The following is an 11026-nucleotide window of genomic DNA, read 5'->3' on the forward strand; positions in this document are numbered from 1 at the left end:
CCGATAGTCGACTAAATAACCACTGCATAAAACAGCCAAACAATAGTAAATTTGCAAACATTAACTATCAGCAATTGCCAACTTTCGGTCATGGACTAACGATTGCAGCGGGATTGACAGTATTTAGCAAGCGAATAGCGGTTAATCTAACTTCACCGCCTCAATAATCCGCAAAGCTTTCCGATATATCACATCCATATCTTTCTCGACCACACACCTATCATCATCGCTATCTTTAGAAAAAGCTATCATATCAAACAGTGCCGCCAAATCATCCCAATCAACCGGCGGATAGTCAACTTTATCGCAATCAGTCAGCCGCGCCATCGCGAAACATAGCACGTCGAGTGACTCGGCAGTCTCGCTTTTATTTTTAGAATCTCGGTATAAATCAATGACTTCGCGAGCAACGACAGCTTGCTGAATCGATTTATCGCTAACTTTCATGGGGTTATTGTAGCATACCCTTGCCCAGTCCCTGCCGCCAAAGTATAGTAATAATATGGCTAAGATAGTTGCAAAGGCGCTGGTGCGGAATTCTAAAGGATTATATTTGGTACTGTATAGAGGCAATACACATCCGCTGTTTCCCGGGCATACTGATTTTCCCGGCGGAGAGGTTGAATCAGAAGAAACACCGGAAGCAGCAGTAGCGCGTGAAATACAGGAAGAGACAGGACTATCCTTAATCCAAATAAATTGAAGAAGCTATTTACCAAACAATACAGGCAAACGACGCATATGTTGTTTGAGGCAAAGCTCGCCGAACCGGACGCGAAAATCGCTTTAAGCTGGGAACATAAAAGCTACCGATGGATAACACCGGAGGAACTGAAGTCCCTGCCTAAATTCCCAGGCGCCGACCCGTATTATACAGACGCAGTAGATTATCTATCTAACCAATAAGCCCTTTCTTCTTGAGCGCAGCGTCAATTTTGGTTCGATTGAAGCCGCGAATGATTACGCCATCGATGTCGGTGACAGGTATACTGCTAGATTTGTCGCCAACTTTAGCGAGGAGTTCATCCATTGCACCCTCATCTTCATCGATGTCGCGAACGGTGTACTTGACGCCCAATTTGTCTAAGTATTCTTTTTCGGTTTTACAGTACGCGCACCATGCGGCGCTGTAGATGATTACTTGATTGTCTTGGTTGTCTTGATCGTTTTGGTCGTCTCGATGGCTCGTCTGGTCGTCCATAATTATCCCCCTTCGTTAATTACAATCATTATATACACAACATCTAGCGTATGCAAGCTATTTATCGGCGCTAGATGTACGGCTAGTCAAATACCACCCACCGTCGGCTGGTGATTGATAAATATCAAGCTCGAGGTCGAGGTAGTATTTTTGCAGTTCTTTGATGGCGTTTAAGGCGGCTTGCCGGCTAGCGAAACGTTTCTTTTGCGGCGCGCGAGCGCTTTTGTTTTGGTACGGTGTATGTTTAGGGGTGCGGTTTCGTCTAGGCATAATGTCTTAAATTATACACTTTACATATAGCGGCTCATACTGCTACAATAGCGCTATGACCAGTGGGGCTGACAATACCGCCGAGACGCGGACTTCTGATAATACTGTATCTCGAGAAACTTTTACATCGTTAGGGCTGGCTATGGTCGGCGTGACGTGGAGGATGTATGTACCAATGCTTGGCCTGTTTTTTGCTGGCCTGTGGCTGGATAGTTTATTTAATAGTAAGCCGTGGTTGATGTTCAGCGGGTTTGCGGTAGGCGCAGCCGCCGCAGTGATTTTGGTGCGGCAACAGATAAAAAAGGTTAATAAGAAATGATGTTCGCGGCGCTACCCCATATATCGGTCAAGGCCGACGAAGTGTTTTCAATCGCCGGCTTACCAATAACTAATGCTAATCTGGTTGGCATTCTAGGGTTAGTGCTTCTGGTGTGGCTAATGTTTCGTACGCGAGCAGCGGTGCTTGGCCGCAAAAAATCGAACTTCGCAACGCGCTTAACTCTTTGGTGCATAGAAGGATTGTATAAGACGGTTGGGCAAGTGATTCCTAACCAAAAGTGGGCTCGCCGAGTGGCGCCGCTGGTAATGACGATGTTTTTCTTTATAGCTGGGCAATACTGGCTCGGTTTGCTACCGATTGTTGGGCCGATAACTGTCGGCCATACGCCGCTGTTCCGCGGTCAGGATGCCGATTTGAATATGACGTTTGCGCTGGCGACGGTAACTATCGTGATGGCGCAGGTGTATGCTGCGCGCGAGCTGGGCTTTGTCGGCAACCTGAAACGTTACTTCGTTAATCCGTTGCGCGACCCGATTATGTCGTTTGTTGGTATTCTGGAGCTTGTAGCGGAGTTTTCGCGCTTGCTTAGTTTGTCGTTCCGCTTGTTTGGCAACGTGCTGGCGGGCGAAATATTGATTGCTATGATTGCTTATCTAGCACAAGTTGCGATGCCTGCAGTTTTGCAGCCATTTTATATTTTTGAGCTGTTTATCGGCGGTATTCAGGCTTATATTTTCTTTATGCTTTCGACAGTGTTTATATCGCTCGGTTTGGCGCATCACGGCGGTGATGAGGAAAAACAAACGCATGATGATTCTTCGACTTCTTCCGGCATGAAATTAACGGCCGAGGGAGTAAAATAAATTTAGGTAATAACTAAACCATAAGGAGAAAAATATTATGGAAACTATAGCATTTACGCTAGCTTATATCGTCCCTGCATCGTTTGCAGCTATCGGCTGTAGCTGGATTGGCGCTTCGGCGATGAAAGCTGCTGGCCGCAACCCAGAAAAAATTAACGATTTGCGTACTATGATGATTCTCGGTATCTCGTTTATCGACGCTCTGGCGATTATCGGTTTCGTGGCAGCTATTGTCGGCAAAGTGATGTAAGGATTCGCGCGCGTGAATAACTTGCACTACTTTGCATCGGCTGGAGCTGGAAGCGATAGCCTATTGGGGCCACTAGGAATTGATTGGCGGTTGTTCGTGCTGCAAACGGTTGCTTTTGCGGTCTTGCTGCTAGTGCTGAAAAAATGGGTTTATCCGCCTATTCTGGCCATGCTTGATGAGCGCGACGAGTCTATCAAAGAAGGTTTAGAGGCTGCCGAGCAAGCCAAAAAAGCGGCAAGCGAAAGCGAAAAGCGCACGGCCGCTATGCTGAAAAAGGCCCAGCAAGAGTCGCGAACTATTGTTGCTACTGCCAAGAATGAAGCGGCTGAAATGGTTGCTGAAGCCGAACAAAAGGCCAAGAACCAAGCCGATTCTATTCTCGAATCGGCTCGCAACGACGTCAGGGCAGAAGTTGCCCAGGCCAAGAAAGATTTGCGCGACCAGATGGTAGACCTAGTGGTCGATACAACCAGGAAAGTTACGCTGGATACGGTCGATCCAAGCAAAGACACTAGCTTGATCAAAAAACAGCTAGAGGAGATCAAATAGCGTGGCGGCCAGTACTATATCGCAGCGAAGATTAGCAGCGTATGTGGCTGGCCAATTGCTTGCAAGCGGCGACAAGAAGCGTCTTATCAAAGAGTTGGCAGCCTATTTTATCGAAACTGGCCGTGTGCGCGATCTCAATCAAGTGGTGGCGGCTATTGAAGAAGCGTTAGCGTCGCGCGGCGCTGTTGTAGCGACGGTTACGACTGCTCGCCCGCTCTCGCCAGAAAATAAGCAAGCAATTGTTAAGCAATTTACGCCGACTGGCGCTAAACTATATATTCGCGAACAGATTGACCCGAGCGTTATCGGCGGCTTCAAAATTGAACTGCCTGGCAGCCAGTTTGACGGCACAGTGATACATAAACTAACAACCCTCAAGGGTATAAAGTAAAGGAAAAGAATGGCTGATATTACAGTGACAGAATTGTCGGACGAACTGCGCCAGGCGATTGCCCAGCTCGAGGTGTCTGAAGGTTTAGAAAAAGTTGGTATTGTGACTCGCGTGGGCGACGGCGTGGCGTGGGTGCATGGATTGCGCGAGGCTGGTTATAGCGAAGTTTTGGAGATCCAAACAGCCGAGGGCGTGGTTGAAGCCTTTGCTTTGAACTTGATGGAAGACGAAATCGGCGCGGTGCTGTTAGGTAGCGACCAAGGTGTTTCCGCTGGTGATAAAGTCAAACTAAAAGGTGAAGTACTGAGCGTACCAGTCGGCGAAGAACTACTGGGGCGCGTAGTTAATCCGCTGGGCGAACCGCTTGATGGTGGTCCGGCAATTAAATCAAAGCAGCGCGGCTTGGTCGAACGCGAAGCTATCGGCGTAATGGGCCGCAAGTCAGTTCATGAGCCGCTGATGACGGGCATTATGAGTGTCGATGCGATGTTCCCGATCGGCCGCGGCCAGCGCGAGCTGATTATTGGCGATCGCCAAACTGGAAAAACCGCCATTGCGCTTGACACGATGATCAACCAAGCCCGCCAGAAAACCGGCGTAGTCAATATCTACGTAGCGGTTGGCCAGAAGCTCAGCAAGATTGCTCGCCTAGTTGAACGCTTGAAGTCCGAAGGCGTGATGGACCAGACTATCGTGGTGGCGACTAGTCCGAGCGACCCGGCTTCTCTGCTCTATCTGGCGCCATATGCTGGTACCGCTATGGGCGAATATTTCCGAGATAATAGCAAGCACGCCTTGATGATTTATGATGATCTAACCAAGCACGCAGTCGCTTATCGCCAGATGTCGCTGCTGTTGCGCCGTCCGCCAGGCCGCGAGGCGTTTCCGGGCGACGTGTTTTATCTGCATTCTCGCCTGTTGGAGCGATCGGCTAAGTTGTCGGACGAACTAGGTGCTGGCAGCTTGACTGCTTTGCCGATTATCGAGACGCAAGCTGGTGATATTTCTGCTTATATTCCGACTAATGTTATTTCCATCACCGACGGCCAGATATTTATGGAGACTGACCTGTTCTACCAAGGTATTCGCCCGGCGATTAGCGCAGGTTTGTCGGTGTCGCGCGTCGGCGGTGCAGCTCAGACTAAAACGCTGAAGAGTGTCAGTGGCAACCTCAAACTAGGCCTCAGCCAGTTTCGCGAATTAGCCAGTTTCGCACAGTTTGGCAGCGATCTCGACGCCGAGACCAAGGCGCAAATTGAACGCGGCCAGCGCCTAACTGAATTGCTTAAACAGCCGCAGTATCAGCCGATGAGCGTCTGGGAGCAAGTTGTTAGCATTGTTGCGGTTAGCGAGGGCTATTTTGATGAAGTTCCAGCCGCCAAGATTAAAGACGCGCAGGCCGACTTGCTGGCTCGCTTGTGGACGAACCACAAAGCTGAAATGAAAGCGCTAAACCGAGGCGATAAAAAATTTGGCGAGGACAAATCTACCGCCAAGATTGTCAAGGACGCGGCGTTAGCAGTTGCTAAAGGATTTGAGGACTAACTAGATGCCGTCGACTCAGCAGCTTAAATCGCGTATTCGCTCGGTCAAGAACACTCGGCAAATCACCAAAGCCATGCAAATGGTGGCAGCTAGTAAGATGCGCCGCGCTCAAGAGGCGACCAAAAGTTCTCAATCCTACACAGTGGCAGCACGCGAATTACTAGCATATCTAGCGCAGCAAGGTGCGACCGATAATCACCGTTGGTTTGTGCAGCGGCCGGTCAAAGCGCGCCTGCTGATTGTGGTAGCGAGTGACAAGGGGTTGGCTGGTGCTTATAACGCTAATATCATCAAGACTTATCTGCACGAGCTGCATCAAGATGACCAATCGGGTATCGCTAACAAAACTATCGCTATCGGCCGCAAAATCTCTCAAGCAGCAACGCGTATCAAAGATACTGAAATCGTCGGTACCTACGAAGATTTGCCTGATCGCGTGCCAGGCGCGCAGTTTCATGCTATTCTCAACACTGCCAAAGATATGTTCGAGGCTGGCACTGTCGATGCTGTCGACGTGATTTTTACACGCTTTGTTAGCAGTATGACGCAGAGAGCTGATATCGTTCGCTTGTTCCCTGCCGGTTTTGTGCCCGACGATGAAATTAGCGATGATATCCGCGAAGCTAAGTTTGAGCCAAGTCCTAAATATATCATAGATGATATAGCTTACCGGCTGATTAGCGCTCGTTTGTACCAAGCTCTGCTTGACTCGCGTGCTAGCGAACATAGCATGCGAATGCTGGCGATGAAGAACGCCACTGATAACGCTAGCGACTTAGTAGCCGACTTGACGCTAGAAATGAATAAGGAACGCCAGAGCGCAATCACCCAAGAACTGACCGAGATCAGCGCTGGCGTGGAGGCGATGAAATGATAAAAAAAGGAGTTACTATGAGTAAAAACCAAGGAAAAATCATCCAAATCATGGGCGTGGTGGTCGATGTTGAGTTTGATGATGATTCGTTGCCAGAAATATACGAAGCGTTGACAGTCGAGCGCGGCCAGCAGACGATTACGCTCGAGGTAGCACAACATCTCGACCAACAGACAGTACGTACGATTAGTTTGCAAAACACCGACGGATTGCGCCGCGGCCAAGTTGTCACAGCGACTGGCGCGCCGATCAGCGTGCCGGTTGGCGAGGATACGCAAGGCCGTATGTTTAACGTAGTTGGCGAACCAATCGACGGCCGCGAGATTGCCAAAAGCGCCAAACGGGCGCCGATTCACCGCCAACCGCCGGCGTTGACCGAACAGTCCAACAAAACTGAAATCCTCGAAACTGGTATCAAAGTTATCGACTTGATCGCGCCGCTAGCCAAGGGCGGTAAGGCTGGCTTGTTCGCTGGCGCTGGCGTCGGCAAGACAGTCCTTATCCAAGAGCTGATCAACAATATCGCTAAGTTTCACTCAGGCAACTCGGTTTTTGCGGGTGTTGGCGAGCGAACCCGCGAAGGTAACGACCTCTATTATGAGATGAAAGACGCTGGCGTGCTGGACAAAACCTCGCTAGTATTCGGCCAGATGAACGAACCGCCTGGAGCGCGTTTGCGCGTGGCGTTATCGGGCCTAGCGATTGCCGAGTCCTTCCGCGATGAAGGTAAAGATGTGCTGCTATTTATCGACAATATCTTTCGCTTTACCCAAGCGGGCGCCGAAGTATCAGCGCTATTGGGCCGCTTGCCGAGCGCGGTTGGTTACCAGCCAAATTTGCAGCAAGAAATGGGCGCCCTGCAAGAGCGTATTACTAGTACCAAAAAAGGTTCAATCACCTCTGTCCAAGCTGTCTATGTGCCGGCCGACGACTTGACCGACCCAGCACCAGCGACCACTTTTGCTCATCTGGATGCCACTATCGTGATGAACCGTGCCTTAACAGAGATTGGTATCTATCCGGCCGTGGACGTGTTGGATTCTAGCTCCAACTCGCTTGATCCAGAGATTGTCGGCGAGGAGCATTATGCGGTGGCACGAGAAGTCCAGCGCGTGCTGCAGCAATACAAAGAACTGCAAGATATCATCGCCATCCTTGGTATGGAGGAGTTATCAGACGACCAAAAACAAACCGTGGCGCGGGCTCGCCGCTTGCAGCGCTTCTTGGCGCAGCCGTTCCATGTTGCCGAGCAATTCACCGGCAATCCAGGCAGCTACTTCAAGTTAGAAGATACCATCAAGGACGCTAAAGACATTCTCGACGGCAAATACGACGACAAGCCAGAAAGCTGGTTCTATATGTCGCCAGTGCCGCTCAGCGAGAAGAAGGACTAAGCTCGAGATGATGCAGTTTCAGCTAATTACGCTAGCTGGCGTTAAGCTCGACGAGCCAGTCTACGAGGTGATGATACCGACTACCGAAGGGCAAATCGCAGTCTTCCCGAGCCACGAACCGCTAGTGGCAGTGGCGCAACCTGGCGCGGTAGCGGTCCGCCGCCAGAAAACCGATAGCGATGACCAACTGGAATATTTCGCGATTAGCGGCGGCGTGGTTGAAATCAACCAGCAGCGCGTGCGGATTTTAGTCGACGAAGCCGAACACGGCGACGATATTGTTGAAGCCGAGACTCAGGCCGCTCTCGAGCGCGCTCTCAAGATGCGCGATGAGGCTCAGGATCAGGTTGAGCTCGAAAAGGCTCACCAGCTGGTCGATCGCCACCGCGTACGTTTGCACGTGGCTGGCTTGCGCCGCCGCCATCGCCGGCGATAATTATAGCTAATGCAAAATCATATTATTGAGCACGGTTTGTTTTGGCTGTCGTTTTCCGCTAAGTGAATGTGATCGGCGGTATTATCGCGATGGCAGCTTATAGATGGCGGCTTATAATTAGTCTATCTGTATGATGTTAAGTTTAGTACACAGAATGTCATTGTCGCCGCGGCGTTTGGCTGCACATAGACGGTGTGCGCCTCGCCGTACAGAGCGGCGAAAATTGACCCGTCTTCGCGCGTATATACGGTGACGCCGTGAATTGGCGGAGCAGTTTTTGCAGAAAGACGCGAATACTCGCGAATAATACTAGAGCTGCGTCTACCGTTTTTTGGAGATCTGCGACCTCTTCGCCAGTCGGAAATTTCTGGCGCAGCTACGAATAAGTCTACCGGTATGGGAACGCTATATTCAGTTGGCTCTAAGCTTTGTGTGCTTGCATTAGCGTAATGGCCATCGATCCTAAGTCCGTTGATGTTCTTCTGAAACTGCAGCAAGTTTCGAGTGGACACTGGCTGCATAGAAATTCGGGGGCAGTTTGTTTTGTTCTGTCCAGGGTGGCAATTGATACTGGGGTTACGCCTCTATTTTCTAGACCTCTTAGCGTTCTTGAAGATTTTGGATTAACCGACACTTGGATAGGGAGTTTTCTACCTGCTGGGCAGGTTGCTCTTGCGTCTGTTTTTCCTGCATAGTCAAGCTCGGCGCTGGTTACCGTTCTCCACCCAGCGCTGTTTAATTCATCAATAACTCTAAGTTCGGCGCTTCGCCCTATTGATTGCGCCTGTTGCCCGACTTTTCCTGACCTTCTTGAATTAGCCATTTTCGCATTATAAAATAACTTTTCAATCGAGTCAACTTTTGCAATATATAATTGCCGCTGTTGGACTGTCGCGAATGCTCGGTAAGCGATCTGCAATTCTTTGCAATGTGCTATAAAAGTTGTTAGTTAATTAGAATTGATGAGTTGGCGGACTTCGTCGGTGTTTTTGGTGTTCATTAATTGTTCGCGTAGTTCCTTGGCACCGTCGAAGTCGCGAATGTAGATTTTGAAGAAGCGTTTGAGGGTTTCGAAGGGGCGGTCGAGGGTTGGCTGGTAGCGGTCAAAGAGATCGAGGTGGTAGTTGAGGAGTTTAATTAGCTCTTGTTTATGATCGACGACGGGGATTTTCGTTTCCTCGGTTGGAGCACTCTTTCTGTTTGTCTCTCGGGTACCGTCAGAAAAGAATTCGGGGCCCACGTAAAGTTGCCCAAATTTTTTCTGAGGTACCACTCGAGACGCTCGAAAGCAAAACGGATCGCTAAAAACTCCCCGCCCAATCATAATGCCGTTGAGGCCTGGGTGGGCTGCGAATAGTTCCTCGCCATGGACGCGGTTGCGGATGTCGCCGTTGATGGTCAGTAAAGTTTGTGGGGCGATTTCATCACGCAGTTTGATGATGTTGTCGATGAGCTCGTAGTGCGCTGGGACTTTGCTCATTTCTTTTTTGGTGCGGAGGTGGATGGTTAGGTTGGCGAGGTCCTGCGCCAGTAGCGTGCCCAGCCATTCTCGCCATTCGTCAACATACGTATAGCCCAGCCGTGTTTTGACACTGACCGGTAGCCCGGCGGTTTTAGCGGCGGTGATGGCGGCGACCGCTACGTCGGGTTGGCGGATCAGCGCTGCTCCCCCAGATTTGATAGCGGACTTGGCGGGGCAGCCCATGTTGATGTCGATGCCGTCAAAGCCGAGTTTGGCGCAGTGAGCGGCAAATTGCTCCATGTCGCCCGGCTCGCCGCCCCAGATTTGGACGACTAGCGGATGCTCATCGTCGGTCTTGACGAGCCGCCCGGCGATGGCCCTGTCACCAGCATATACCCAGCCTGTGGCATTAGAAAACTCGGTGAAAAACACGTCGGGCGCGGCAGCCTTTTTCACGACATGGCGAAACACCACGTCAGTGACGGCTTCCATCGGTGCCAAGATGAAAAACGGCTGCGGTAGATTGTCCCAAAATGATGTCATCCCTGTTATTTTAGCACAAAAAAGAAAAAGCCCCTATCTCGCCATTGAGATAGGGGCGGCTGGGGACTCTAGCGGTTCTACTGGGAATAAGCCAAAGACTGGCCTAACCTTGAGTAGAAACGCGAGTCGCGCCATGGGCGAGCGTAATGCTCTAGCCCTGAAGTTTAAGAACGGCAGCGATCCAGGCACGCAGATTCCGTTCCGATGGTAGACCAGGTCGTTATCGGTTTTAACGACCCTCATAGTGCCTACCATTCCGCTGACAGCATACCACCCGGAGGTGAGGATGGTATACGTGTCGCCTGTAGCGGAGGTATAGGGGGGCGGGAGCACTCCATTGTGCTCCCGGACGCACTATACATACCGCGCCTCGCCGTGCAGCGGTCCCCAAGTATAGTCATCTATGCATCCGCTCCCGCAGCGCGATGCATACCCCTAGCGAGCGTGACGGGAATCGAACCCGTAGGCCATTGGGCTTTGGAGGCCCGACCGTTCCCAGAGCTCACGCCCATGATTCTTTTTTCCGGACTACCGGCTGGGGAATCTGACCCAGTGATGGGCGGACGGACGCCCTTTGCTGGCCTGGCGCCAGCGGTTCTCGGGGTGCACGCCCCGAGCCGTCAGAACAAGAGCTTATCTTCTCTTATCCTTCTCTTCAAGCGCCGCTCGCGCAGCGCTAAAAGGGCCTCTTCCTGCCTGCGAGGCGGCACGTTCGACGGCCTCGGCCTGCTGAGCCGAGGCCTTGCCGGACTGGACCGCGCTGATAGCACGGTCCAGGTCCTTTGATGTGACGGGATCAAAGAACCATCCCATTAGGGTTTCACCCCCTTTCCGCCCCAGTTTGGGGCAAAAAAAGAGCGAACTTTCTTTTTAGTAACGCTTCCGTGCAGGAGCGTTATCTAGACCCGGCTTGTCACCGGTATCAAAGAAATTCGCTCCACAACAAAAGCAATATCCAATATAGCATA

General features: G+C 51.0%; 14 protein-coding genes and 1 tRNA gene. 10 read left to right on the forward strand and 5 right to left on the reverse strand.

Features of this window, described 5'->3' with window-relative positions:
• Positions 1 to 141: 141 nt before the first annotated feature.
• Entirely contained in the window at positions 142 to 447 is a 306-nt protein-coding gene (locus G1ANC_RS02335) for a hypothetical protein (protein ID WP_129693421.1), read from the reverse strand.
• A gap of 55 nt (positions 448 to 502) precedes the next feature.
• Here G1ANC_RS02335 and G1ANC_RS02340 point away from each other — a divergent pair, with 55 nt between their 5' ends.
• Positions 503 to 703 (forward strand): NUDIX hydrolase, encoded by a 201-nt coding sequence (locus G1ANC_RS02340; protein WP_129693422.1) that lies wholly within the window; start codon positions 503 to 505, stop codon positions 701 to 703.
• Between the two features lie 192 nt (positions 704 to 895).
• On the opposite strand, the gene G1ANC_RS02345 is transcribed toward G1ANC_RS02340, so the two are convergent.
• Positions 896 to 1201 (reverse strand): glutaredoxin family protein, encoded by a 306-nt coding sequence (locus G1ANC_RS02345; RefSeq protein WP_129693423.1) that lies wholly within the window; start codon positions 1199 to 1201, stop codon positions 896 to 898.
• Positions 1202 to 1258: 57 nt separating this feature from the next.
• Positions 1259 to 1471: a hypothetical protein gene (locus G1ANC_RS02350; RefSeq protein ID WP_129693424.1), complete on the reverse strand. Its 213-nt coding sequence runs from the start codon at positions 1469 to 1471 to the stop codon at positions 1259 to 1261.
• 55 nt (positions 1472 to 1526) lie between these two features.
• Here G1ANC_RS02350 and G1ANC_RS02355 point away from each other — a divergent pair, with 55 nt between their 5' ends.
• The 9 genes from G1ANC_RS02355 to atpC are packed head-to-tail and all read left to right on the forward strand — an operon-like array spanning position 1527 to position 8053.
• Positions 1527 to 1790: an AtpZ/AtpI family protein gene (locus G1ANC_RS02355; protein ID WP_129693425.1), complete on the forward strand. Its 264-nt coding sequence runs from the start codon at positions 1527 to 1529 to the stop codon at positions 1788 to 1790.
• The gene (locus G1ANC_RS02360) at positions 1787 to 2614 is read left to right on the forward strand and encodes a F0F1 ATP synthase subunit A (protein ID WP_206660710.1); all 828 of its coding nucleotides are present in this window, start codon (positions 1787 to 1789) and stop codon (positions 2612 to 2614) included. Before G1ANC_RS02355 ends, G1ANC_RS02360 begins: the two co-directional genes overlap by 4 nt.
• 37 nt (positions 2615 to 2651) lie before the next feature.
• A complete protein-coding gene (locus G1ANC_RS02365; protein ID WP_129693426.1) occupies positions 2652 to 2864 on the forward strand; it encodes an ATP synthase F0 subunit C in 213 nt (70 codons plus the stop codon).
• A 12-nt stretch (positions 2865 to 2876) separates the two neighbouring features.
• Complete coding sequence (gene atpF / locus G1ANC_RS02370) at positions 2877 to 3413, forward strand: F0F1 ATP synthase subunit B (protein ID WP_129693427.1); 537 nt, start codon at positions 2877 to 2879, stop codon at positions 3411 to 3413.
• A 1-nt stretch (position 3414) separates the two neighbouring features.
• Positions 3415 to 3804, forward strand: coding sequence for a FoF1 ATP synthase subunit delta (locus G1ANC_RS02375; protein ID WP_129693428.1), 390 nt, complete (start codon positions 3415 to 3417; stop codon positions 3802 to 3804).
• Positions 3805 to 3813: 9 nt separating this feature from the next.
• Positions 3814 to 5349 carry a F0F1 ATP synthase subunit alpha gene (gene atpA / locus G1ANC_RS02380; protein ID WP_129693429.1) on the forward strand — a complete coding sequence of 512 codons (1536 nt, stop codon included), beginning with the start codon at positions 3814 to 3816 and terminating at the stop codon, positions 5347 to 5349.
• 4 nt (positions 5350 to 5353) lie between these two features.
• Complete coding sequence (gene atpG, locus G1ANC_RS02385) at positions 5354 to 6223, forward strand: ATP synthase F1 subunit gamma (RefSeq protein ID WP_129693430.1); 870 nt, start codon at positions 5354 to 5356, stop codon at positions 6221 to 6223.
• Positions 6224 to 6240: 17 nt separating this feature from the next.
• Positions 6241 to 7617 carry a F0F1 ATP synthase subunit beta gene (gene atpD, locus G1ANC_RS02390; RefSeq protein WP_129693431.1) on the forward strand — a complete coding sequence of 459 codons (1377 nt, stop codon included), beginning with the start codon at positions 6241 to 6243 and terminating at the stop codon, positions 7615 to 7617.
• Between the two features lie 7 nt (positions 7618 to 7624).
• Complete coding sequence (atpC, locus tag G1ANC_RS02395) at positions 7625 to 8053, forward strand: ATP synthase F1 subunit epsilon (protein WP_206660711.1); 429 nt, start codon at positions 7625 to 7627, stop codon at positions 8051 to 8053.
• Positions 8054 to 9002: 949 nt separating this feature from the next.
• Here atpC and G1ANC_RS02400 read toward each other — a convergent pair.
• Positions 9003 to 10058, reverse strand: coding sequence for a tRNA-dihydrouridine synthase (locus G1ANC_RS02400; protein ID WP_129693432.1), 1056 nt, complete (start codon positions 10056 to 10058; stop codon positions 9003 to 9005).
• A gap of 439 nt (positions 10059 to 10497) precedes the next feature.
• Positions 10498 to 10568, reverse strand: a tRNA-Trp gene (locus tag G1ANC_RS04020).
• Positions 10569 to 11026: the final 458 nt, after the last annotated feature.

Source organism: Candidatus Nanosynsacchari sp. TM7_ANC_38.39_G1_1 (assembly GCF_004138385.1).

Bases quoted from the DNA above. Each gene is read 5' to 3' on its own strand.
- G1ANC_RS02355 (WP_129693425.1), top strand. From the start codon at position 1,527: ATGACCAGTGGGGCTGACAATACCGCCGAGACGCGGACTTCTGATAAT.
- atpA (WP_129693429.1), top strand. From the start codon at position 3,814: ATGGCTGATATTACAGTGACAGAATTGTCGGACGAACTGCGCCAGGCG.
- G1ANC_RS02400 (WP_129693432.1), bottom strand. From the start codon at position 10,058: ATGACATCATTTTGGGACAATCTACCGCAGCCGTTTTTCATCTTGGCA.
- G1ANC_RS02365 (WP_129693426.1), top strand. From the start codon at position 2,652: ATGGAAACTATAGCATTTACGCTAGCTTATATCGTCCCTGCATCGTTT.
- atpD (WP_129693431.1), top strand. From the start codon at position 6,241: ATGAGTAAAAACCAAGGAAAAATCATCCAAATCATGGGCGTGGTGGTC.
- G1ANC_RS02335 (WP_129693421.1), bottom strand. From the start codon at position 447: ATGAAAGTTAGCGATAAATCGATTCAGCAAGCTGTCGTTGCTCGCGAA.
- G1ANC_RS02360 (WP_206660710.1), top strand. From the start codon at position 1,787: ATGATGTTCGCGGCGCTACCCCATATATCGGTCAAGGCCGACGAAGTG.
- atpC (WP_206660711.1), top strand. From the start codon at position 7,625: ATGATGCAGTTTCAGCTAATTACGCTAGCTGGCGTTAAGCTCGACGAG.
- atpG (WP_129693430.1), top strand. From the start codon at position 5,354: ATGCCGTCGACTCAGCAGCTTAAATCGCGTATTCGCTCGGTCAAGAAC.
- G1ANC_RS02345 (WP_129693423.1), bottom strand. From the start codon at position 1,201: ATGGACGACCAGACGAGCCATCGAGACGACCAAAACGATCAAGACAAC.
- G1ANC_RS02350 (WP_129693424.1), bottom strand. From the start codon at position 1,471: ATGCCTAGACGAAACCGCACCCCTAAACATACACCGTACCAAAACAAA.
- G1ANC_RS02340 (WP_129693422.1), top strand. From the start codon at position 503: ATGGCTAAGATAGTTGCAAAGGCGCTGGTGCGGAATTCTAAAGGATTA.